Origin of the sequence: Halomonas sp. DP8Y7-3, from assembly GCF_019801675.1 — a bacterium.
GTDB classification, from domain to species: Bacteria; Pseudomonadota; Gammaproteobacteria; order Pseudomonadales; family Halomonadaceae; genus Halomonas; species Halomonas litopenaei_A.
Genome location: NZ_JAHVIO010000009.1, coordinates 630,228 through 653,358, shown reverse-complemented (window position 1 = coordinate 653,358; position 23,131 = coordinate 630,228). Strand labels below are relative to the sequence as shown.

The window sequence follows — 23,131 nt, the reverse complement described above, 5'->3', positions numbered from 1 at the left end:
CGGGGGCGGATATTCCGCCAGGAGAATCAGAAGGAACGGGCGCGCTCGATCAGCTGTTCAAGCTGCTTGCGCTCGTCCGCCGTCGGCATCTCGAGCGGCGCACGCACAGAGCCGGACGAACGGCCGATCAGGTCGGTGCCGGCCTTTATCAGGCTGACCGCGTAGCCAGCCTTGTTGTCACGCAGGGCAACGAATGGCAGGAAGAACTCGCGGGAGATCTTGCGCACGGTGTCGGTATCACCGCCGCGCAGTGCCTTGTAGAAGGTCACCGCCATGTCCGGCACGAAGTTGAACACCGCACTGGAATAGGTATTCACCCCCATGGCCAGGTAAGACTCGGCGATGATCTCGGCAGTCGGCACTCCGCCCACGTAGGCCAGGCGTTCGCCGACGGTCTTGATCACCCGGTTGAGCGCCTGCATGTCGCCCTTGCCGTCCTTGAGCCCTACCAGATTGGGATGGGCATCGGCCAGACGCTTCACCGACTGAGGGTTCAGCACCCCATTGCCACGGTTGTAGTAGATCACGCTGATGCTGGTAGACGCACAAATCTGTCCGGCATACTCCACCAGGCCGTCCTGGGGACACTCGGTCAGGTAAGGAGGCATCAGCAGAATGCCGTCGGCTCCCTCTTCTTCTGCAATGCGGGCGAATTCACTCCCGGTCGCCACGCTGAGGCCTGCGCTGGCAATCACCGGCAGCTTGCCGTCAACCACTTCCACTGCCAGACGCACAATCTCACGAAACTCCTGGATCGAGAGATTGAAGAACTCTCCCGTGCCGCCAGCCACGAATACCGCCGAAATCTCATGGCTGATAAACCACTCAAGGCGCTGACGATAGCTGTCGGCGTCAAAGCGGCCCTGGTCATCAAAATCGGTGACGGGAAATGACAGCAGACCATCGCTGATCGCCTGCTTGACCTGTGCATGGGTAAATTTCACCGGGACGTCCTCCTGTCTTCATGTCGTTGCGTCTTCGCAACACCTGTCGCATCACACTTCACATGGCGAGACGTGAGGGTCTCGACGCCCTCAAGTCATACATCATACAAAGTACAAGCTAGACACTTGAGTCCTGACTGACAAGAGGCGTTATGGTAGATTGAGACCAAAGTTCAAGGCGCGCACCCAGCTCCGTCGTGGGACATCTCATGGACGAATCAGCGCCTGACACGGAGGCTTTCAAGCGCACCCATGACCCTGCTCGACGTCTTTGTCTCGACGCTGAACATCAGCCTGCCGGTATTCGCCATGGTGTTTATCGGTATCGGCCTGAAGCGCCTGGGCTGGATCGACCAGTCCTTCGTCAACACCGCCTCTCGGCTGGTCTTCCGCGGCACCCTGCCGGTCATGCTGTTCCTCAGCCTGATTCATACCGACATCGCCCAGACCCTCAACCCCTGGATGCTGCTCTATTTCGGCCTGGCCACCTTGGCGAGCTTCATCCTCAGCTGGGGCTATGCCGCGCTCAAGGTCAAGCGCCATCGGCGTGGCGTCTACGTGCAAGGCGCCTTCCGCGGCAACTGCGGGGTAGTGGGGCTCGCGCTTGCCGCCGGCATGTACGGTGATGTCGGGCTGTCGTTGGGCAGCTTGCTGCTGAGCGTGGTGATCTTGAGCTACAACATCCTGTCGGTCGTGGTACTGGCTGCCTACCAGCTGGATGAGCATGGCGAGCGTCGGGCCATCGACTGGAAGAGCATCCTCCGCCACATCCTGACCAACCCACTGATCCTGGCCGTGGTGGCGGCATTACCGCTGGCGGCCCTGGGCATTCAATTGCCCGCCTGGCTCGAAACCAGCGGTGACTACTTTGCTTCCTTGACGCTGCCCCTGGCCCTGATCTGTATCGGCGCCACCATCTCGACCCGAGCGCTGAAAAACAGTTACCGTACCGCCGTCAGCGCGAGCCTGGCGAAGATGGTGGTGATTCCCCTCTTGGCAACCCTGGGGGCCATGGCGGCAGGGTTTCGCGGGCCAGAGCTCGGCGTGCTGTTTCTGTACTTCGCCAGCCCCACCGCCGCCGCCGCCTTCGTCATGGCCAAGGCCATGGGCGGCGACGAGACGCTGACCGCCAACATCATTGCCTTGACCACCCTGATGGCCAGCATCAGCGTGACGCTAGGCGTGTTTATCCTGCGGATCAATGGGCTGATCTAATTCAGGAGCTGGCTCAGGGGCTGGCTTAGCGGCTGGCCTGCGTGCCCTCGACCACCTCGAACTGCTCGATGCCTCCGCCCTCGCGGGTCGCTTCTGCGGGCAGCGGGTTGGCGTGGGCGCGCTTGAAGTCATCGCTGCCGACCCAGGCACGAAAGGCGGCCTGGCTTTCCCACTCGGTTTCCACCACGTATGGCGCCTGGTTACCGAGTGGGCGCAGCACACGCATGGCAATGAAGCCTGGCTGCGCGTCGATCTCACCGGCTCGAAGGCGAAAGCGCTCTTCAAACTCCGCCTCGAAACCCTCGTTGACATAGATACGATTGTTGACGATAAAACTCATGGTCATTCCTGTGGCGAGAAAGTGAGCCGCCCAAGGCGGCAGACGTACGCAAGGACATCAGGCAAGCGAAGCCGGGTGGGTCATGGACACCAAGCGCGCACAGCCCGCGGCATAGATATCCGCCTCCAGCTCCACTATCGCGGCAGTGGCAAAGCCCACTCCGGCCTGCTCTCGACCCTCGACCAGCAGCCCCGTCAGGCATGCCACCAGCGGCATATGGCTGACCAGCAACAGCGGCGCCTCACCGGCGTTGAGGGTCAGCCAGTCCACCGCTGCCTCGGGCGGGTCATCCGGCGTGATGATCTCCAGGGTATCCATGCTGATGTTGCCCGGTAGCATCTCCATCACCAGCGCCGCCGTCTGCTGGGCGCGGACGAACGGGCTCGCCAGGATCCGCAGGTTCGCCACATCGATATCGCTGCGGTCAGCCAGCCAGCGACCCATGGCACGTGCTTCATCTTCTCCGCGCTCGGTCAGACGCCGCTCGTGATCAGGATAGCCAGGGGCGGCCTCACCGTGACGCATGATCAACAGCTCAGCCATGACGAGCCTCCGTGTCACGACGGTCCTGCTTGACGTCTTCCCGCGGAAGCACAAACTCGACGTCGCTGCTCTGCTCGTTGCGCATCAAGAGCTTGGCCATGTCTCTGGCCGGGACACCGCGGAACAACACCTGGTACAGGCCCTCCGCCAACGGCATGTAGACCCCTTCGGCATCGGCCTTGTCACGTACCAGCTTCACGGTATTGACGCCTTCGGCCACCTGGCCAAGGGATGCCACCGCATCATCGAGGGACTGCCCCTTGCCCAGGGCAAAGCCGACGCGATAGTTGCGCGACAGCTCCGATGAACAGGTCACGATCAGGTCACCCACTCCAGCGAGTCCCAGGAACGTCATGGGATTGGCCCCCTGAGACACCGCAAAGCGGCTCATCTCGGCCAGCGCCCGGGTCATCAGCATGCTGCGGGTGTTTTCCCCCATGCCCAGCGCCGCGGCCATGCCGGCGGCGATGGCATAGATGTTTTTCAGCGCGCCGCCAAGCTCCACGCCATAGCGATCATTGCTGGCATAGACACGGAAGTAGTCGCAGCCAAGCACCGCTTGAACACGGGCACGGGTCTCGGCGTCGTGGCTGGCAATCACGGTGGCGGTCAGCTGTTTCTGAGCCACCTCCGATGCCAGATTGGGTCCAGACAGCACGCCTACGTGGGTAAAGCCGGTCTCATCCTCGAGAATCTGGCTCATCAGCTTGAAGCCTTCTTCCTGGATGCCCTTGGTGGTGCTGACCAGGATCTGCTCCGGCGTCAGAAAGGTGCGAGCTTGTCTCACGACGTCGGCAAACGCCTTGGAAGGAATCGCTACCAGCACCAGGGAGGCGCCCTCCAGCACCCACTCAAGCTGCGTGGACGCCTCTACCCGAGGATTGATGGCATAGTCGGGCAAGTAGCGGGGATTGCGATGATCGCGGTTGATGCTGTCTACCAGCGAGGCATCCCTAAGCCACTGGCGCACCTGACAGCCGTTGTCGGCCGCGATACTGGCCAGCGCCGTGCCAAAACTGCCCCCTCCCAGCACCGCTACCCGGGTGTCCTTGTCGGTCATGCTCGCTCCGCAGTCGATGAGTCCACAAGGATTGTACCGAATAATAGACCCGCAGCGAGACGCATCATCCAGACCTTGCCTACCCCATACCGAAAAACGACAACGCCCCTTCAACAGGGGCGTCGGCGGGCCCCTCAAACAAAGAGGGGCGGCAGCGGGCCCCTTAAGCAACAGGGGCGTCGGCGGGCCCCTGAAGCAGCAGGGGCCTCTCAGATCAATCGATCAACGGGACCAGCGAATCAATGCTGGCTCGTGCATCGCCGTAGAACATCCGCGTGTTTTCCTTGTAGAACAGCGGATTCTCGATACCGGAATAGCCGGTACCCTGGCCACGCTTGCACACGAACACCTGCTTGGCTTCCCACACCCTGAGTACCGGCATGCCGGCAATGGGGCTATTGGGATCTTCCTGAGCCGCCGGGTTCACGATGTCGTTGGAGCCAATGATGATCACCACATCGGTAGAAGCGAAATCATCATTGATTTCGTCCATCTCCAGCACGATGTCGTAAGGCACCTTGGCCTCGGCCAGCAGCACGTTCATGTGGCCAGGCAGACGTCCGGCTACCGGGTGGATGCCAAAGCGCACTTCCTTGCCGGCAGCACGCAGCTTGCGCACCAGCTCGCTGACGGCATTCTGCGCCTGGGCCACCGCCATGCCGTAACCCGGTACGATGATGACGCTGTCGGCATCATTGAGGGCACTACCCACGCCGCCCGCATCAATGGCGATCTGCTCGCCCTCGATCTCCTGAGCCGGCCCCTGAGTGCCACCGAAGCCACCCAGGATGACGCTGACGAAGTTGCGGTTCATCGCCTTGCACATGATGTACGAGAGGATGGCACCGGAAGAGCCGACCAGGGCACCGGTGACGATCAGCAGATCATTGGACAGGGTGAAGCCGATGGCGGCCGCGGCCCAGCCCGAGTAGCTGTTGAGCATCGACACCACCACCGGCATGTCCGCACCGCCGATCCCGAGGATCAGGTGCCAGCCGATGAAGAACGCCAGGGCAGCGATCAGCAGAAGCGTCCAGAAGCCCGCACCATTGAGGTAGGCAATGGCCAGTACCAGCGAGAGTGCAGCAGCACCGGCGTTAAGCGCATGGCCACCGGGATACTTCTTGGGCTTGCCGTCGATCTTGCCGGACAGCTTGCCAAAGGCGATCACCGAGCCGGTAAAGGTTACCGCACCGATAAACACCCCCAGCACCACCTCGACCTGGAGGAAGGTCAGCTCCGCCGCGGTCTTGTGGGCCAGGGTGGCAGCAAAGGCGGACAGACCGTCGAGGGACTCGCCTGCGGCCTTGAGATCCAGCACTCGGGCGCGCTCCATTTCGGCGTTCCAGCCGACGAACACCGCCGCCAGACCGACGAAGGAGTGAAGAGCCGCCACCAGCTGCGGCATCTGTGTCATCTCGACCCGCTTGGCCACCAGCGTGCCGACGACGGCACCGATGATCATCATCGGAATCATCAGCCAATAGTTGCCGATGTTCGGGCCCAGCATGACCGAAAACACGGCCAGCGCCATGCCGACGATGCCATACCACACCGCGCGCTTGGCCTTCTCCTGGTTGCTGAGTCCCCCCAGCGAAAGGATAAACAGCACACTCGCCGCGATCGCCGCGGCGGTTACGAATTGTTGTCCTAGCATTTCGTCTCTCCGCGGTTCAGGACTTCTGGAACATGGCCAGCATCCGGCGTGTCACCAGAAAGCCACCCACGACGTTGATGGAAGCGATCAATACCGAGATGGCTGCCAGCAGGGCGACCAGCCAGCTGCCGGATCCCACCTGAAGCACGGCGCCGAGAATAATGATCCCGGAGATCGCGTTGGTCACCGCCATCAGCGGCGTGTGCAGAGAATGACTGACGTTCCAGATCACCTGGAAACCGACGAAACACGACAGCGCGAAGACGATGAAGTGCTGCATGAAAGAGGCCGGTGCCACCAGACCCAGCAAGCCCATGATGACGCCGCCGACCACCAGCATGGTGACCTGGCTCTTGGTCTGCTTCATGAAGGCAGCGTGCTCAGCAGCCTTGCGCTCTTCCGGAGTCGGCTCCTTTTCCTTCGGCTTGGGCTTGGCCGCAGCAATCGCCTTGACCTTGGGCGGCGGCGGCGGAAAGGTGACCTCGCCCTGGTGGGTCACGGTGGCCCCACGGATGACATCATCTTCCATGTCATGAACGATCTGCCCGTCCTTCTCCGGGGTCAGGTCGGTCAGCATGTGGCGGATGTTGGTGGCATACAGCAGCGATGACTGGGTGGCCATGCGCGACGGGAAGTCGGTATAACCGACCACGATAACGCCGTTATCGGTGACAACGCGCTCGTCGGCCACGGTCAGGTCACAGTTGCCCCCCTTCTCGGCGGCCAGGTCGACCACCACCGAGCCGGGCTTCATGGCCTTGACCATATCCTCGAGCCACAGCTTGGGCGCTGGGCGTCCAGGAATCAGGGCGGTGGTGATGACGATGTCCACCTCGGGTGCCTGCGCCCGGAACAGCTCCAGCTGCTTCTCGCGGAACTCGGGGCTCGAGGGGGCAGCGTAGCCACCGCTTTCGGAGCCATCCTGGGAGTCCTCGAAGTCGAGAAACAGGAATTCCGCGCCCATGGACTCGATCTGCTCGGACACTTCCGGACGGACGTCGAACGCGCGCACCACGGCACCCAGGCTGGTAGCGGTACCGATGGCAGCAAGACCCGCGACACCGGCACCGATGATCAGCACCTTGGCCGGAGGCACCTTGCCAGCGGCAGTCACCTGGCCGGTAAAGAAGCGGCCAAACTGATTGCCCGCCTCGATCACTGCGCGATAACCCGCGATGTTGGCCGTGGAAGACAGGGCATCCATCTTCTGGGCGCGGGAAATCCGCGGCACCATGTCCATGGCAATGACGCTGGCGCCCTTGTCCTTGCAGGTGTTCAGCATGTCTTCGTTCTGGGCCGGCCAGAAGAAGCTGATCAGCGTCTGACCAGAGCGCAGCAGATCGGATTCCTGCTGCTGAGGCTCCCTCACCTTGACGACCACATCGGCCTGCTCGAACACCGCCTCCATGCTGTCGACGATGGTGACGCCAGCCGCTTCATAGGCCGCATCATTGAATCCGGCCAGCTCACCCGCGCCTGTCTCGATCAGGCATTCGTGCCCCAGCTTCTGAATGTGTCCGGCGCTTTCGGGCGTCAGCGCTACCCGCGCCTCGCCCTTGTGCCGTTCCCTCGGTGCTCCAATCTTCACAATGGATCTCCCATGTGGCCAACGTTATAGCGATTGCTTGTTATGGGTTCTTGTTATTGTCGTTTGCACCAGTGTTACCTCTACTGGCCGGTCTGCACAAGAGGGCAACGACAGTAAATTGTGCAGTGCAGCGTTAAAGCAAGCACCTGAATCCATTAAGAGAACCGGCGGCATGCGGGGTGTAAGCTTATGCCCTGCCGAGCGTCGAAGCCCGCCCTGTTCGGCGGCGTGGCGTGATCACACCACCTGTTGCGACAGTGCCTGCTACCCCGCGGGAGGTACCCTCATCACCACGATGCGACTTTCGTCGCATACCCCGCACCGAGTCGGAACGGCTCAGGGGTGCAGGATGATCTTGGCGGCACCGGTGCGCCCATTGGCCAGTGCATGGAAGGCGTCGCCCCCCTCGCTGAGGGACCGATGCTCTACCCAGCTCAGCTCTCCCAGCGCCGACGCGTCCAACAGCGCTACCGCAGCATGCAGATCCTCGAGGCTGTAGGTGTAGGCGCCCAGAAAGCTGAGCTCCTTCAGGGTGATGGCACGGGTGTCGGTGACGCCTGCATTATCCTGAAGCCCCAGGTGCATGATCGCTCCGCCAGGACGGGTACAGGCCACCGCCATCTGGCGAGTCGGCCCCGCCCCCACGCAGTCGAAGACGGCCTCCACGGAGTTTTCGCCTGGCGCGGCTGAGAGTGGATCCAGCGCCTCGAGCCCCGCTCTTTCCGCCGTCTCGCGCCGCAGTGGGTTGAGGTCAGCGATGCGCAGGGAGCGCACCCCACGTCCGCGCAGTACCAGTGCGGTGATCAGCCCGATGGCTCCGGCACCGATGACCAGTACGCTGGACTCGGCCAACGGCCGATCGAGCACTCGCTCAAGACGGTGAATGCCGTGCAATGCCGTTGCCACGGGCTCGGTCATGGCCGCTACCTCGGCACTCAAGGTGGCAGGCAGCTCGATCAGGCTGCTGTCGGCGATAGTGACCGACTCGGCAAAGCTTCCCGGCCGGTTCATGCCAATCATGCTGCGGTTCTCGCACAGATTCTGGCGCCCAGAGCGACAGTAGCGACAATGTCCGCACACAATCAGCGGGTTCATGGTGACTCGTCGCCCCTTCCAGGCACCTTCGACCACCCTTCCGGCCGCCTCGTGGCCCAGAATCATCGGCGGAACACGGCGCGGATCATGGCCATGATAAGCATGCAGGTCCGACCCGCAGATACCAGTTGCTTCAACCTGCACCCGTGACTCGCCCGGCGCCAGGGGCTGAGGTTCCGCCTGCTGCAGCGCCATGCGCTCATGCCCGGTATAGAACAAGGCTTGCATCCTGTTTCTCCTGGTTTACTTGGCGGTGAAACCGCCATCGACATGCAAGATCTGCCCGGTGACATAGGCCGATGCCGGTGATGCCAGAAAGACTGCCGGCCCCGCGATGTCCTCGAGCCGCCCGTTGCGTCCAATGGCGGTCTGGCGTGCCAACGCCTCGGATCGTTCAGCGTCGCCGAATACCGGCGAGGTGAGTTCGGTGGGGAAGAAGCCAGGCGCCAGCGCGTTGGCGTTGACCCCATGCCGCGACCAGGCCTCCGCCATGGCGCGAGTCAGCTGGGCAATTCCCCCCTTGGCCGCGCCATAGGGGGCGCTGTCGGGAAAGGCGCGACTCGACTGCAACGAGGCCAGATTGATGATGCGGCCGTAGCCTGCCCGGCGCATGCCAGGCACCAGGGCTCGGGACAGGAAGAACGGGGTTCCCAGGTGCAACTGCAGCGTCAGTTCCCAGGCGGCAAGATCGACCTCGCCCATCGGCTGGCGCAGATTGACCCCTGCCGCATTGACCAGAATGGTGGGCTCGCCGAAGGGTTCAGCGGCACGCCGCGCCACCTCGTCAAGCCCATGCGGGTCGGCCAGATCGGCAGCAAGAGCGGCCGCCTGGCCGCCCTCCCGACAGATCACATCAACACCGTCGGCCAACGCCTCTGCTCGCCTGGCCGTCAACACGACCCGAGCACCACTCGCCGCCAGTGCTTCACCGATGGCGCGCCCCAGACCACTACTGCCCCCAGTGACCAGCGCCACCCGACCGGCTAGATGAAAGTCAGGACGCATGCTCATACCTCGTCTTCTACCGCCAGCTGGAAAATCTCGTCGGGATAGTACTTGGCCAGACGGATGTCGCCGGTACGCGCGTGACCCTCCATGCCCTCACAGCGGGAAAGTCGCGCGGCGGTAGCGGCAACGGTACGCGTGGCCTCACGGCTCTGACGCTGGTAGGTCACGATCTTGAGGAACTTCTGGGCGCACAGCCCGCCGGTGTAGCGCGCAGCCCCCTTGGTCGGCAGGATGTGGTTGGTGCCAGAACACTTGTCACCAAAGGCCACCGACGCTTCCTCCCCCACGAACAGCGACCCGTAGCTGTTCAACCTCGCCATCCACCAGTCCAGGTCCTCGACCTGCAGCTCCAGGTGCTCAGAGGCATAGCGATCGCTGACCTCGACCGCCTCTTCACGGCTGTCGCATATGATGATTTCGCCGTAGTCGCGCCAGGCGGCGTCCGCGGCCTTGCGTTGGGTGTCAGGCAATGCATCGATACGTGTCTGGATCCGCGCATCCACCGCTTCGGCCAGACGTCGGGACGTCGTGAACAGCCAGGCGGGGGAATCCGGGCCATGCTCTGCCTGGCCCACCAGGTCCTCCACCACGATGTCGGGGTCGGCGCTGTCATCGGCGATGATGCCGATCTCGGTAGGCCCGGCAAACATGTCGATGCCACAGCGGCCAAACAGCTGGCGCTTGGACTCTGCCACAAAGCGGTTGCCGGGACCGACAAGGATGTCGGCAGGCTTGCCGGTGAACAGACCAAAGGCCATGGACGCAATGCCTTGAACGCCACCCATCTGCAGAATGACGTCCGCCCCGGCCAGGTCCATGGCATACAGGATCGCCGGGTGAATGCCGTTCTCGTCACGGGGCACCGAACAGGCCACCACATTCTTGACGCCAGCCACCTTGGCCGTCGCCACGCTCATGATCGCCGAGGCGATATGGGCGTAACGTCCCCCTGGTACGTAGCAGCCGGCCGTTTCCATGGGAATCAGCTTCTGGCCGGCAAACAAGCCGGGCGACAACTCGGTCTCGAACCCTTGAATGCTGTCACGCTGGGCAGCGGCGAAGCGGCTGACTCGCTCGTAGGCGAAGTGAATATCCTGCTTGAGCTGTTCTGGCACCTTTTCCTTGGCCGCTTCGATCTGGTCACGGCCGACGATCACATCACCGCTCCAACCATCCAGTTCGCGACAGTACTCCCGCGCCTTGTCCTCTCCTCCCGCTTCAATCTCGGCGAGCATGCGCGACACCACCTCACGGGTCTGGTCGTCGTTGCTGGAGGCATTCTTGTCGGCTTGCTTGTAGTAATGAATTGCCATGATGTTTCTCCTAGATGTGATCGGCCAATGTGGATCACCGCGCCTGCCTGGGCATGCGCAGCTCCAAGTAGGTGCCACCGGCTCGGCCGTCTAAGCCAGTGGCGTTGCTCACGTTGTGACGCATCAAGTCGTTGCGCTGCGCTACGTTGCATCCAATGTAAGCGCTTACAAATGACGCCTTAAAAGAGGGAGGCACAGGCGTCCTCCCTCGTCCATTTCGCTGTACCGTTATCCCAGCGCCCAGGTGGACAGCCACGGCAGATAGGCAATCATCAACACGACGATCAACATGCCGAGCACGAAGGGCACCGCGTAACGGGCAATCGCCAGCACCGAGCATCGGGTCAGTCCTGACACCACGAACAGGTTGAGCCCCAGCGGTGGCGTGATAAAGCCAAGCCCCAGGGTGGTGACCATCAAGATGGCAAAGTGGAAGTCGTTCATGCCGGCCTCCTGAGCGACCGGCAACAGCAGCGGCGCCAGGATGACGATGTTGGGAGTGGTCTCCATGACGCATCCCGCCAGTACCAGAATGCCGATCATCAGCAGGATCATCAGCCATGGTGCATCGGTGAGCCCGCTGATGCCGCTCACCAGCGTCTGGGGAATATCGAGGCTGGCCAGGCTCTGCGCCAGCGGCAGCGATACCGCGATGATGGGCACGATGACGCCGCACACCCTGGCCGAGCTTTCCAGCATGCGCGGGATATCTCCCAGCGTCAGCCGTCCCTGGCGCAGACCGATGATGACCACTACCACCACGGCCACCGCGGCCGCTTCGGTAGGGGTGAAGATACCGGTATAGATGCCGCCCAGGATCACCACCGGCACAAACAGTGCCCAACGGGCATCCCATACGGTGTCGAGCCAGCGCTTCCAGGAAAATCGCTCTCGATCGCCTTCGAAGCCATAGCGCCGATTGAGCACCATATTGGTCGCCATGACCGAGATCATGACCATAACCCCGGGAATGGCCGCAGCCAGAAACAGCGTCGACGCCGACATGCCAAGTACCAGCCCCATGACGATGTAGGCAATCGAGGGAGGAATCAAAATGCCGGTACAGGCTCCCGAGGCGACCAGCGCACAGGCCGCCGGGAGCGGGTAGCCCCGCTCCACCAGGCGAGGAATGGTCATGCGGCCAACCGCCGCCGCGCCTGCCGCATCGGAGCCTGAGATACAGGCGAAAAAGCCGCAGCCCAGGGTGGTGGAGTTGCCAAGGCCCGTCTTGAGCCCTCCGACACTAGCCTCCGCCACATCGAGCAGTTTGCCGGACAGCCCTGAGCGCACCAAGGCGTCACCGGTGAGGATAAACAGCGGCACCGCAATCAGCGCGAAGGCATTGATCCCCTCGAACAGTGACTCACCGAAGACGGACAGTGGCAATGCCTCGGTGAAGGTCAACATGCCAAGCGTGCCGAGCCCTATGGCCACCCAGATGGGCACGCCAACCAGAATCATCACGACCAGGGCGGTCAGCGGCGCGTAGAAGGTCCAGTCAAGCGAGGCCGCAGCCTGCTGAAGTTCCATGAATTCCATGACGCATCACCTCAGTCGAAGAGCTTCTGGCCATCGAACACGGGGTCTCCGCGCTGCATCCGACGGATATCGGCCAGCATGCACTGGATCACCCGCCAGGCGATCAGCAGGAAGCCCATGGGAATGGCGGCGAGAAACAGCGCCTGGGACACCCGCAGGCCCGGCGTCACCGATCCGAACTGGATGGACGTCAGGACCGGTGCGACAGACAGGTAGAGCGCCCATACGGCCAGTACCAGCGTGCACACATCGGTGATCCACCATCCCAATCGCTTCATCCTTGGGCCGCCCAGGTTGATCAAGACGTCGATGCGAATATGGGCACGGTCACGCACCGCCGCCGCTGCGGCCAGCCAAGCCAGATAGATGAAGGCATAGCGGGCCAGCTCTTCGCCCCACACCGAGGAGTAGTTGAGGACAAAGCGGCGGATGACTTCCACCGCGATAGTCAGGATGATCAGCGCATAAAAGGTCAGCAGCAGCCAGCGCTCGGTGCGCCGATCAACGGCATCCCAGCGCAGTCTGAGCGCGTGCCAGCGGTTGTCCTTAGGCGTTGCTGTCGACGTAATAGCCATTTGACACCTCCGCAGCTTCCAGCAATGAATCAAAGGCCTCCAGTGAACCGGCCAGCTCGCGCTTGGTCGCATCCCAGGCCGCCAGCTGGTGGCCACACTTCTCCTTCCACTGGCTGCGCTCATCCTCATCCGGGATATAGACCTCTACTCCCGCCTGGCGCATCTGGTCGTAGGCATAGGCTCGCGCCGCCGGCACCTTGGCCAGATTCTCGCGGAAGGTCACATCGGCTGCCGCCAGCACGCTTTCCTGCAGTGCCGCATCCAGCCCATCGAACCAGGCCTTGTTGCAGGTGTAGACCTGGGCGTCGGGTACCGACTGGATAGTGGAGATGCTCGACAGCACATCGGTAAACCCGAATACCAGCAATGCCTGCACGCTGGGATCCAGGGCATCGGCCACGCCCTGCTTGATGGCAGAGGAGGTTTCGCCCCAGGCCACCGGCGTGGGGTTGGCACCGGCCAGACGATAGACTTGCTGAAGAATCTGGGAAGACGGCACGCGGAACTTGATACCGGCGATGTCGTCGGGTACGCGCACGGGACCGTCGAGCAAGCCCTCACGCACGGCAACGGTGCGCGGGTCGATACAGATATACGACAGCACCTTGAAACCGCGCTCCTCCACCTTGTGATGGACCACCTCACGCCATGCATCAGAAGTGACCAGGTTGACCAGCCGCTGGTTGTCACCGCACCAGTAGGGGATATTGATCAGGTCGACCTCAGGGGCAAAGGCGGAGAGGTTGGACAGCGAATGCTGGGCCATGGCGATGGTGCCATTCTGGACCTTGGTGATCAGACCTCCCCCGGCGCCCAGCTGACCACCGGGTGCCAACTTCACGTACAGGCGACCGCCTGAGAAGTTCTGCAGGTTCTCCTTGAGGTTGAGTTGCATGATGGGATACGCCCGGGAGGCCCCCAGCGTGTAGCCGGTGGCCATGACCAGGGTCATCTCCGCGGCAGACTCCCGCTCGGACTCTTCCTTGGCGGTGGCCGCCATGGCGCGCTCGGAGAACAGTGTTCCTCCCACCGCGCCGATAATGGCAGCAGTGAAGCCGAAACGCGCAACGCTGCCCAGGAAATGGCGTCGTTCCGGCTGGCTGGGCGCTCCGTCGGCCGTGGTGTCGAAGTGGCGTGCAAGCATGATTATTGTCCTTGTTGTTGTGCGGTAGACGTCGCCTCCGCCTCCGCCTTCATGCCAGCCTCGAACTTGAGGCAGGCCGATACGAAGGTGGCGGTGGCAGCAGCGAGCAGAATGCCCTCCTCCGCCGCCCCCATGGTCCATAGGCCCGGCAGATAGCGTTGGATGGCAACGTTGATGAAGAACGCGGCGAATAAAAGAATGGCTAGCCAAAGCAGTGGCTTGGCAGCAGATGACGACCTGGACATAAGAGGCGGCTCCGGTCTTTCGTTGGCGTTGTGTCGAGTGTTGGCCAGCGCTCCAAACGACGTCAGCAGGCATGGACACTCGGTGCTACACTTTGGTCAGATTATTTTTGTAAGCGCTTACAAAGCGTACTACTCAAGGTAGATTCCTCTATAGGACCTGTCCAGAAAAAAGTCCTCTATAGGACTAAAGGCCAAACCGGCTATACCACCGAGCGAGGACACCAGATGAGTGAGCGCCAGCGAAGAACCCTATTGGAAGACGTCGCCCGGGAAGCCGGCGTGTCCACCGCGTCGGTATCGCGCGTGCTCAACCAGGCCCCCCACGTCAGCGAGCGACTCAAGGCCAAGGTCGAGTCTGCAGTGGCTCGGCTGGGTTACGTGCCGGATGGCTCGGCCCGGGCGCTGGCATCGCGGCGCATAGGGGCAATCGGCGCGCTGGTGCCCACGCTCGACAACCCGATCTTCGGCACCATGGCCGACAACCTCGAGCGCCAGCTCAAGGGACATGACTGTCGCCTGCTGCTGGCGACCTATCGTTACGACCTGGATGACGAGCTGCAGGCACTGCGCACGCTGGTCCAGCATGGGGTCGACGGTATCGTGCTGATTGGCCACGAGCATCACGATCAGACATATGCACTGCTACAGCAGCGACAACTGCCCTTCGTGACCTCCTGGCAGACCTCTACCACGGCCCAGGGGCCTTGTATCGGCTTTGACAATGCCGCAGCCGCCCGCCAGCTGGTCCAGCATCTGCTTGGCCTGGGCCACCGACGCTTTGGCATTATCACGGCCCCCTTCGGCCAGAACGACCGCGCCAGGGCACGTCTCCAAGGGTTTACCGACACCCTGACCGCTGCGGAATGCCCGGCACCTCAGATAGAGGTCGTGGACTATGGCATTGCTGAGGGCGCGGCGGCCTGCGCGCGTCTACTGACGTCCGACCGCCCACCCAGCGCCCTGCTGTGTGGCAACGACACCCTGGCGTTAGGGGCCTTGCTGGAAGCACAGCGCCGTGGTGTCAGGGTGCCCAATGCCCTCTCCATCACCGGCTTTGATGACCTGCCCCAGGCGGCGTTCATGACGCCCGCCTTGACCACCGTCTCGGTTCCCGCCAAGGACATCGGCATCCAGGCGGCCGATGCGCTGATGGGGTGGATACGCCACGGACATCGACCAGCGGATATCACCCTGGAGGCGCAGGTGAAGCTGCGCCAATCCACGGGGCCTGTTCCTGACTAGTACATCCCTAGCCCCCGGAGAAGCTCCTGGCGATGTCTGAAAGCTCTGCCACCAACCCGGCGGGCAAGGAAATGCGGTCTCCACCCTGCTGCCGAAGCTGGCGGCGGCGGTCACCAGGCAAGCGCACCCCCGGCTGGTCGAGCATCGCCGCAAACAGGGTTTCACAACGCGACAGCACGTTGGGCGCAAAGCGAGCCGCATCGAACAGCAGGATCAGGTGGCCCACTTCGGGGGGCTCACCTTCGGCTTCAAAGAACGACCCCGCCTCAAACCCGAAGCGACTGCCGGAAAGGCCCGCGCAGAGCAGTTCGACCATCATCGCCAGGGCCGCACCCTTGGCATCTCCGGCGGGCACCATGCTGCCCTGAATGGCCAGGTCCGGGTCCGTGGTCGGCAGGCCATCGGGCCCGACCGCCCAGCCCTCGGGGATAGATTGCCCGGCCTTGCGGGCCAGCATGACCTTGCCTCTGGCCACCTTGGACAGGGACAGGTCGAGCACCATCGGTGGGCCAGAGCATCGCGGACAGGCGAAGGCAATCGGGTTGGTGCCAAACAGTGGCTTGTGACCGCCCCAGGGCGCCATGGCCGAAGGTGCGTTGCTGAAGGCCAGTGCCATGAAGCCGTCCATGGCAGCGCTCTCCACCGGAGCGCCAGCGACGCCGAAATGGTGTGAGCGTCCGACGGAGACAGCGCAGACCCCCAACTCGGCAGCCACCTTCTGGCCTTCTTCAAGGCCGCGAGCCACCGCAGGAAAGGCGAGCCCCTGATCAGCATCTACCCGCACGACGGCCCCGTCTCGCGTCACCCGGGGCACCGCCCTGGCATTGACCTTGCCGGTGGCGGCTTGATCGAGATAGAACGGCAGTCGCGACAGGCCGTGAGACGGCAAGCCGTCGCGCTCGGCGTCCAGCAATGCTGTTACCGTCAGCGTCGCCTCGCGCTCGGCGAAGCCCCTGGCCAGCATTGCCTGCATGGCGAGGTGGCCGGCCTGCTCCCGGCTCAGCGCTGTGGTCTGCGGCAGCGCGCCCTCGCTGGGTTGTTCAGCTTGCTTCATGACACCTCCTCAGACGTCAGCATGATGGCCACGTTCTCTGCCGTCATCTGACTGATACGCTGATTGGATTCCTCCGTCACTCCGGCAATGTGCGGTGTCAGGATCAGGTTAGGCGCCCCCTCCAGCACCGACCCCGCCGCCAGAGGTTCCTGTTCGAAGACGTCCAGCATGGCGCCCGCCAGATGACCGCTCGTCAGCGCTTCCGCCAGGGCAGCTTCGTCGACCACGCCACCCCGCGCCGCATTGATCAGCACGGACTGGGGTTTCATGCGGAAAAGCCGCTCGCGATCCAGCAGGTGGCGCGTCTGATCCACCAGCGGTACATGCAGACTGAGCACATCGGCACGCCCGAGAAGATCGTTCAGCGTTTCGCACCGATCTATCGTCTGCCACACGGGGTCACTGGCCGGCACATGCGGATCGTAAGCCTGTACCTGCATGCCCAATCCCATGGCGAGTCGAGCGGTCGCCCGGGCAATCACTCCAAGCCCGACCAACCCCATGACTGCGCCCTTCACCTCGCAGCCCATCAGTGCCTGACGGGGCCACTGGCCTTGCAGCATCGCCTCAGTGGACGCGTACGCCCGGCGTCTCAACATCAAGGCGCCAGTCACCACGTACTCCGCCACCGAATCGGCGTTTCCGCCCTGGGCGGGCTTGACCTCGATCCCGCGCCTTGCGCACTCGTCCAGGGCGATGTTGTCGAGTCCCACCCCGAGGCGTCCCACCACCTTGAGATGGGGGGCTGCCGCCAGCAGCGCACTATCCACCTGGGTGCGGTTGCGAACGATCAGCGCCTCGCACTGGCTGACGGCTTCCCGCAGTCGCTCGGGCTGATCGACCAGCTGAGGGTCCATCACCACGTCATGCTGTTGAGCGAGCCAGGCCACCGCCCGCTCGTCCATGAACTCCGAAATCACGATCCTGGCCATGACGATCTTCTCCTTGTTGCCTGCCCACCCCTGCTGCGGACATCTCGCCCGCCACAGGGGACGACAGGGGGGTGGGTGGGGGTCATGCCGCAAGCCAGCGTCCCGTAGGTAGCGGCACATTGAGTACCACGGCGAAGAGCACGTAGAAGAACGCCACCAGCAGACAGCCGGCCAACAGGTGTCCGGCCAAGCGCTTGCGCGTCCATTGCTGATACTGCGCCACCGCCATCAAGGCCACGAAGCTGCCAACGCCGGTCAGCAGAAACCCGAGCCATGGCAGTGCCAGGGCCCACACCGACATGACCCCGACCAGCGCCAGGCGTCGAGGCCTGGAGCCTCCCCCCGCCGGGCTCCCCTCGATCACCCCGCGCAGCAGCAACTGCGCCAGCCGCAGCGCTGCGGCTACCATCACCCCTGCGGAGATGACCGCAGGAAACACTGCACCCAACTGGCTCATCTGGCGGGTTTCCCACAGGCAAAGGCCAGCGCCCACCATAAACAGCACGGGCAACAGCACCTCACTGACGCGAGAGCGGGCGGCCGGTACGGCACGCATCGACTTGTCAGCCGTCATGACGACACCTCCTCGTTAAGGCTGTTGTTGCCCTGCCGCTTGGCGACGCGGCGCGCCTTGACCAACGGGTAGAAGACGCTCAACAGCGATAGCGCGATGATGGTCAGGCTGATCGGCCCTCCGAAGAAGGTGCCGACCACGGAGCCGCTGGCACGTCCCATCAAGAACCCCTGGACGAAACCCTGCTCGGCGATGGGCCCCAGAATCAGTCCCAGCACAATGGGTGAAGGCCGAAAGCCATAGCGGTTCAGCACCCACCCCACCACGCCCAGGCAGAGCATGATCATGACGTCGCTGGCGCTGTTGCGTATGGCGTAGGTCCCGATCACCGTCATGAAGGCAATCGTAGGTACCAGCAGCGCCTTGGGAATGGCGATGATCGACTTGAAGGCGTAGCGCCCGATCAACAGGCCCAATGGCAGCAACAGGCAGGTCGCCAGGAACAGCCCCGCCACAAAGGTGTAGGTGATGCCGGCGTTGGTGGTGAACAGCTCCGGCCCGGTGCGAAATCCCTGCACCAGCAAGGCCCCCAGGATCACCGCATCCGGCGGCGTGCCGGGAATGCCCAGAACCAGCGTAGGAATGAACCCTCCGCCCACGGTGGCATTGTTGGCAGACTCGGTCGCCAGCACGCCCTGTGGGTTGCCCTTGCCGAAGGAGCCTGGGTCCTTGGCCACGCGACGCGCCTCGGAGTAGGACACCAGACTGGCGATGGAACCGCCGGCACCAGGCAGGATCGCCACGCCGGTGCCGATGGTCGCAGAGCGCAGCAGGTTCCACTTGCCCCTGATCGCCTCACCCAGGCCCTCGCGGAAGCGTACGCCGCGGGATGCGTCGTCGACTTTAAGATGAGCCGCTGGGGTCGCCACCAGGTCGATCAGTACCGGAATACAGTAGAGTCCGATCAGCGCCGACACGGTCTCGATGCCGCCGAGCAACACCGGCATCCCGTAGGTGTAGCGGATATCACCACCAATCACCGCGACGCCGACCGTGGACAGCAATAGTCCCAGGCCAGCCCCCATGAAGCCCTTCAGGGTCGAGTCCTCGGACAGCGCAGAGATCAGGGTGAGCCCGAAGATCGCCAGCCAGAAATACTCGACCGGGCCAAAGCTGAGAGCCACCTGGGCCAGCAAGGGGGCCAGCAGCAGTAGCGCCAGCACCCCCACCAGCCCCCCCACCACCGAGGCAATGGTCGACAGGGTGACGGCCAGATCACCATCACCCCGCTGCGCCATGGGGTAGCCGTCGAAGGTAGTGGCAATCGCCGAGGGTGTCCCAGGCGTGTTCACCAGAATGGCGGAATAGGAGCCGCCGTAGATGGCGCCGGTATAGATGGCACCCAGCATGATCAGCGCAGACTCAGGTGCCATGCCGAAGGTGACAGGGACCAGCACGGCCACCGCCATGGTGGCAGATAGCCCTGGCAGCGCGCCGATCACGATGCCGGCGGTGACGCCCAGCAAGGCCAGCGCAAGATTCAGCGGCGACAGCGCGCCGAGAGCATGAGTGATGAGCTCCATGATCGTAACCTCAATCGATCAAGCCGAGTTCTCGTGCACTGGTCTCGTACTGGGCGCTCTGTTCCACCAGAAAATCCGCTACCTCATCATTGCCGACATCCAGCAGGACGAACCCCAGATCCTCCATTTCCTGGCGGAACTGCGGGTTCTGATTGATCTCGCCGAAGATCTGCGACAGCTTGGCCGTGACCGCGTCGGGGGTGCCAGCAGGCACCGCCATGCCACGGTAGGCACCGCCTACCATGTCGTAGCCCAGTTCCTGAAAGGTCGGAACATCGGGGAACAGCGGATGCCGCTCGTCAGCCGCGACCGCCAGCATGCGCACCTTGTCCTGATGATTGGCGGCGACCGTGGTGTAGCCCCACTCCGCCTGAACCTGGCCACCGAGCAGCGCGGTGACGGCAGCGCCGGTGCCCTTGAAGGGAATATAGGTGGTGGTCACGTCCGCCAGCTGCTGAAAACGCGTATTGGCCACGTCATTGGCGCTGTAGGTGCCGCTGCCCGAAAAGGTCACGGCGCCAGAGGCCTGGCGCGCCGCTTCGACCAGCTCTTCAAGGGTCTGATAAGGGCTGTCGGCATTGACCAGAATGGCATCCGGTGAATAGTGGAAGAAGGTGAAGTTATGGATGTCCTGGGTAGCGAATCCAGCATCCTTGCCCATGGGTTTGAGCACAATATGGGGCAGGTTGGTCCCCATGATGGTATAGCCATCGGCAGACATGTCATTGAGCTGCGACCAGCCGACCGCTCCGCCGCCTCCGGGCATGTACTGGATGACCAGTTGCTCGCCGGTCAGCTCCTGAAAGTACTTTTGCTGCAGGCGGGCGCTGATATCGGACTCGCCCCCGGGACCAAAGGGAATGACATACTGGATATCCTTCGACGGAAAGTCCTCGGCTTCCGCCATCGCCAGCGGAGCGACAAGGGAGGATGCTGCCAGCATCGCAGTCAGTGTGAAGGTAGTGGAAAGGCGCATGACGTGACTCCTGATATTGTCGTTATGGGGTGGTCAGGATCTGAGTGGCGAGCCCACATCGCTCGCCGTTCTTGCACAACTTTCTTTTCCAAACGCGTCGAACCTCCCGACCACTGCCGGGAGGACCTTGCACTAGCAGTGTCGCGGTCTCAGGCGCTTTCGTAGAGACGCGTCAACACGAACTCCCGATGACCCAGCGCTTCGGCGGCGGTATGTCGGCCGTTGGCCGTGCGCACCATCATCTCGAGCAGCTGATCACCCGCTTCTTCCATGTTGATCTCGCGCTTGAGGATGGAGGATACATCCACGTCGATATGCTCGCTCATGGTGCGCACCGTGCGCGGATTGGCGCAGATCTTGACGACCGGCAGGATGGGATTGCCGATCACGTTGCCCTGGCCGGTCGGGAAGAAGTGCACCACATAACCGGCAGCCGCGCACAGCGTGACCATTTCGGCAGCCGCGGACGAAGAATCCATGAACCATAGCCCTGGCTTGTCCGGGGTCTCGGCCTTGTCGAGCACGCCATCGACCTTGCAGCGACGACCGATCTTCTGAATGTTGCCCAGCGCCTTCTCTTCGATAGTGGTCAGGCCGCCCTCGATGTTGCCCTTGGTCGGCTGGGACTCGGACAGGTCACTGGTCTTGTGACGATCAATCATGGCGCTGTAGCGATCGAACATGGCCTGGAACTGCTGGCGTACTTCCGGCGTTGCGCAGCGCTCGGCCACCAGGTGTTCACCACCAGTCAGCTCTGACGTTTCACCGAACACCAAGGTGCAGCCCGCGTCATACAGCTTGTCGAACGCATCACCGACGGTAGGGTTGGCACCGCAGCCGGAGGTGGTGTCCGATTCGCCGCACTTGGTGGACACCCACAGCTCGCTGATGTCGCACTCTTCGCGCTGGATCTCGCTGGCGTACTGGACGAATTCCTTGGCCTTCTTGGAGGCGGCGCAGATGGTGTTGTGATCGCCATTCTGTTCGATCCAGAAGCCCTCGACCGGCTTGCCGGTGGTCTTGATGCCATCCACCACCTTGTTGGTCCAGCCCGGCTCGATGCCGATGACGATCACCGCTGCCACGTTGGGGTTGCAGCCTGTACCAATCAGCGTACGAAAGTGGAGATCCAGGTCAGCACCGAACTGCAGTCGGCCATAAGGGTGCGGCAGCGCCAGCGCGCCCTTGATGTTATTGGCCACGGCCTCGGCGGCAGCGTTGGAAATATCATCCACCGGCAGCACGATCACGTGGTTACGTACGCCCACCCGGCCATTCTCGCGACGATATCCCTGAAACTTGCGTCCCTTGATTTCCATGCTTACCACCTCTTGGTTTTGACGTTGTGGACGTGAAGGTGCTCACCCTGCTTGATCGGCTTGACCACCCGACCGATGTCCACCCCGTACTTGATCACGGTGTCGCCCTCGGCCAGATCTCGCGTGGCCAGCTTGTGGCCAATTGGAATGTCATTGCTGACGGCAAAGGTCACGGTCTGGTCCTGGTGCATCACCCAGCCGGTCAGGGTTTGCCCTGCCTTGATTCCCTCCACCACCACGACCCCGACGCTGTCGTCGGCATCGTGAACCACAAAATCGATGCTCATGCTGTGCTCTCCTGAACGAATGTTATTGACGTTGTGATATCGCCAGCTGACCGGACGGCCTGATCATGGCCGGGTGGTCTCGGGCGACGCTTGCCGCCCTCGCAACTCATGTATAGGACATAGGATATAGTACAGTCAAGTATCATCTACAGGTGGCCACCGCTATACTGTCCAGCAAGCACCGGACCTCGCGGAACGAAGAAAGGACATCCGATGGAACAACCCAACCTCAGCTATCGCCCGCTATATCAGCAGATCAAGGACGTCCTGCTGCAACGCATCGTGTCCGGCGAATGGGCGCCCGGCACGTTTATTCCCAGCGAATCCGCGCTCGCCAACGAGTACAAGGTCAGCGTGGGCACACTACGCAAGGCACTGGACTCCCTGGCCAGCGACAATGTGGTCATTCGCTATCAGGGCAAGGGAACCGTGGTCGCCACCCACGATCAGGACAGCTCGCTATTTCGCTTCTTCCACCTCACACGACTGGACGGCACGCGATCCCTACCGACGTCGCGAATCCTGGTCAGAACGAAGCGCCAGGCAAGCGAACAAGAACGTGAGGCACTGGCACTCGCCCATGGCGCTGAGGTCATTCACATTCAACGGGTACGAGAGCTCGAAGGCACCCCCGCACTGCTTGAGGATGTGGTGGTATGTGCCGAGCGATTTGCCACGCTGGACAGCCATCCAGAAACCCTGCCCAACACGCTGTACCAGCTGTATCAGCAGCGCTTTGGCAGCAACGTAAGCCACGCCGAGGAGCGCCTGTTTGCGGTGGCGGCAAGCAAGGATGAGCAGACCCATCTGGGCATTGCGGAAGGAAGACCTATTCTGGAGATTCGGCGCATTGCCAAGGATATTCAGGACCAGGCACTGGAATACCGCGTATCCCGTTGCGAGACACGCCATCATTGTTACTTCAATGAGTTGTAAAGTGGCTAACGGCAGCTAATGG

The 23,131-nt window shown here is 62.6% G+C and carries 23 protein-coding genes; 3 read left to right on the top strand and 20 right to left on the bottom strand.

The window, feature by feature from the left end:
* Positions 1 to 26 precede the first annotated feature (26 nt).
* Positions 27 to 944 carry a 5-dehydro-4-deoxyglucarate dehydratase gene (gene kdgD / locus KUV86_RS12595; RefSeq protein WP_206940901.1) on the bottom strand — a complete coding sequence of 306 codons (918 nt, stop codon included), beginning with the start codon at positions 942 to 944 and terminating at the stop codon, positions 27 to 29.
* A gap of 252 nt (positions 945 to 1,196) precedes the next feature.
* On the opposite strand from kdgD, the gene KUV86_RS12590 reads away from it, so the two are divergent.
* Entirely contained in the window at positions 1,197 to 2,159 is a 963-nt protein-coding gene (locus KUV86_RS12590) for an AEC family transporter (protein WP_222162872.1), read from the top strand.
* Between the two features lie 25 nt (positions 2,160 to 2,184).
* On the opposite strand, the gene KUV86_RS12585 is transcribed toward KUV86_RS12590, so the two are convergent.
* The 12 genes from KUV86_RS12585 to KUV86_RS12530 all read right to left on the bottom strand — a co-directional run bounded on the left by KUV86_RS12585 (position 2,185) and on the right by KUV86_RS12530 (position 14,266).
* Positions 2,185 to 2,499 (bottom strand): antibiotic biosynthesis monooxygenase family protein, encoded by a 315-nt coding sequence (locus tag KUV86_RS12585; protein WP_222485007.1) that lies wholly within the window; start codon positions 2,497 to 2,499, stop codon positions 2,185 to 2,187.
* A 57-nt stretch (positions 2,500 to 2,556) separates the two neighbouring features.
* The gene (sixA, locus tag KUV86_RS12580) at positions 2,557 to 3,042 is read right to left on the bottom strand and encodes a phosphohistidine phosphatase SixA (RefSeq protein ID WP_222485005.1); all 486 of its coding nucleotides are present in this window, start codon (positions 3,040 to 3,042) and stop codon (positions 2,557 to 2,559) included.
* The gene (locus KUV86_RS12575; RefSeq protein ID WP_222162869.1) at positions 3,035 to 4,102 is read right to left on the bottom strand and encodes an NAD(P)H-dependent glycerol-3-phosphate dehydrogenase; all 1,068 of its coding nucleotides are present in this window, start codon (positions 4,100 to 4,102) and stop codon (positions 3,035 to 3,037) included. Before KUV86_RS12575 ends, sixA begins: the two co-directional genes overlap by 8 nt.
* Before the next feature lie 214 nt (positions 4,103 to 4,316).
* The gene (locus KUV86_RS12570) at positions 4,317 to 5,759 is read right to left on the bottom strand and encodes an NAD(P)(+) transhydrogenase (Re/Si-specific) subunit beta (protein WP_206940911.1); all 1,443 of its coding nucleotides are present in this window, start codon (positions 5,757 to 5,759) and stop codon (positions 4,317 to 4,319) included.
* A 16-nt stretch (positions 5,760 to 5,775) separates the two neighbouring features.
* Positions 5,776 to 7,347: a Re/Si-specific NAD(P)(+) transhydrogenase subunit alpha gene (locus KUV86_RS12565; RefSeq protein WP_222162868.1), complete on the bottom strand. Its 1,572-nt coding sequence runs from the start codon at positions 7,345 to 7,347 to the stop codon at positions 5,776 to 5,778.
* A gap of 336 nt (positions 7,348 to 7,683) precedes the next feature.
* Positions 7,684 to 8,670: an alcohol dehydrogenase catalytic domain-containing protein gene (locus KUV86_RS12560; RefSeq protein ID WP_222485003.1), complete on the bottom strand. Its 987-nt coding sequence runs from the start codon at positions 8,668 to 8,670 to the stop codon at positions 7,684 to 7,686.
* Positions 8,671 to 8,685: 15 nt separating this feature from the next.
* Positions 8,686 to 9,453 carry an SDR family NAD(P)-dependent oxidoreductase gene (locus KUV86_RS12555; RefSeq protein WP_206940917.1) on the bottom strand — a complete coding sequence of 256 codons (768 nt, stop codon included), beginning with the start codon at positions 9,451 to 9,453 and terminating at the stop codon, positions 8,686 to 8,688.
* On the bottom strand, positions 9,450 to 10,763 hold the full coding sequence (gene hisD / locus KUV86_RS12550; RefSeq protein ID WP_222485001.1) for a histidinol dehydrogenase: 1,314 nt from the start codon (positions 10,761 to 10,763) through the stop codon (positions 9,450 to 9,452). The genes KUV86_RS12555 and hisD overlap by 4 nt, the downstream gene beginning before the upstream one ends.
* Positions 10,764 to 10,991: 228 nt before the next feature.
* A complete protein-coding gene (locus KUV86_RS12545; protein ID WP_206940921.1) occupies positions 10,992 to 12,302 on the bottom strand; it encodes a TRAP transporter large permease in 1,311 nt (436 codons plus the stop codon).
* 11 nt (positions 12,303 to 12,313) lie between these two features.
* Entirely contained in the window at positions 12,314 to 12,877 is a 564-nt protein-coding gene (locus KUV86_RS12540) for a TRAP transporter small permease (RefSeq protein WP_222484999.1), read from the bottom strand.
* Entirely contained in the window at positions 12,849 to 14,021 is a 1,173-nt protein-coding gene (locus KUV86_RS12535) for a TRAP transporter substrate-binding protein (RefSeq protein ID WP_222483906.1), read from the bottom strand. The genes KUV86_RS12540 and KUV86_RS12535 overlap by 29 nt, the downstream gene beginning before the upstream one ends.
* A gap of 2 nt (positions 14,022 to 14,023) precedes the next feature.
* The gene (locus tag KUV86_RS12530; protein ID WP_206940926.1) at positions 14,024 to 14,266 is read right to left on the bottom strand and encodes a hypothetical protein; all 243 of its coding nucleotides are present in this window, start codon (positions 14,264 to 14,266) and stop codon (positions 14,024 to 14,026) included.
* A 225-nt stretch (positions 14,267 to 14,491) separates the two neighbouring features.
* Between KUV86_RS12530 and KUV86_RS12525 the strand changes: the two genes are divergently transcribed.
* Complete coding sequence (locus tag KUV86_RS12525; protein WP_222484997.1) at positions 14,492 to 15,508, top strand: LacI family DNA-binding transcriptional regulator; 1,017 nt, start codon at positions 14,492 to 14,494, stop codon at positions 15,506 to 15,508.
* 7 nt (positions 15,509 to 15,515) lie between these two features.
* Here KUV86_RS12525 and KUV86_RS12520 read toward each other — a convergent pair whose 3' ends face one another.
* From KUV86_RS12520 to KUV86_RS12490, 7 genes are all read right to left on the bottom strand, one after another.
* On the bottom strand, positions 15,516 to 16,562 hold the full coding sequence (locus tag KUV86_RS12520; RefSeq protein WP_222237495.1) for an Ldh family oxidoreductase: 1,047 nt from the start codon (positions 16,560 to 16,562) through the stop codon (positions 15,516 to 15,518).
* The gene (locus tag KUV86_RS12515; RefSeq protein ID WP_222484995.1) at positions 16,559 to 17,494 is read right to left on the bottom strand and encodes a hydroxyacid dehydrogenase; all 936 of its coding nucleotides are present in this window, start codon (positions 17,492 to 17,494) and stop codon (positions 16,559 to 16,561) included. The genes KUV86_RS12520 and KUV86_RS12515 overlap by 4 nt, the downstream gene beginning before the upstream one ends.
* A gap of 82 nt (positions 17,495 to 17,576) precedes the next feature.
* The gene (locus tag KUV86_RS12510) at positions 17,577 to 18,068 is read right to left on the bottom strand and encodes a tripartite tricarboxylate transporter TctB family protein (RefSeq protein ID WP_222484993.1); all 492 of its coding nucleotides are present in this window, start codon (positions 18,066 to 18,068) and stop codon (positions 17,577 to 17,579) included.
* Positions 18,065 to 19,591, bottom strand: a complete 1,527-nt coding sequence (locus tag KUV86_RS12505) for a tripartite tricarboxylate transporter permease (RefSeq protein ID WP_206940936.1) — start codon at positions 19,589 to 19,591, stop codon at positions 18,065 to 18,067. The genes KUV86_RS12510 and KUV86_RS12505 overlap by 4 nt, the downstream gene beginning before the upstream one ends.
* A 10-nt stretch (positions 19,592 to 19,601) precedes the next feature.
* Positions 19,602 to 20,567, bottom strand: coding sequence for a tripartite tricarboxylate transporter substrate binding protein (locus tag KUV86_RS12500; protein WP_222484991.1), 966 nt, complete (start codon positions 20,565 to 20,567; stop codon positions 19,602 to 19,604).
* A gap of 149 nt (positions 20,568 to 20,716) precedes the next feature.
* Positions 20,717 to 21,886 (bottom strand): UxaA family hydrolase, encoded by a 1,170-nt coding sequence (locus tag KUV86_RS12495; protein WP_206940942.1) that lies wholly within the window; start codon positions 21,884 to 21,886, stop codon positions 20,717 to 20,719.
* 2 nt (positions 21,887 to 21,888) lie between these two features.
* Positions 21,889 to 22,173: a UxaA family hydrolase gene (locus KUV86_RS12490; RefSeq protein WP_206940944.1), complete on the bottom strand. Its 285-nt coding sequence runs from the start codon at positions 22,171 to 22,173 to the stop codon at positions 21,889 to 21,891.
* A gap of 213 nt (positions 22,174 to 22,386) precedes the next feature.
* On the opposite strand from KUV86_RS12490, the gene KUV86_RS12485 reads away from it, so the two are divergent.
* The gene (locus KUV86_RS12485) at positions 22,387 to 23,109 is read left to right on the top strand and encodes a GntR family transcriptional regulator (protein WP_222483910.1); all 723 of its coding nucleotides are present in this window, start codon (positions 22,387 to 22,389) and stop codon (positions 23,107 to 23,109) included.
* Positions 23,110 to 23,131: the final 22 nt, after the last annotated feature.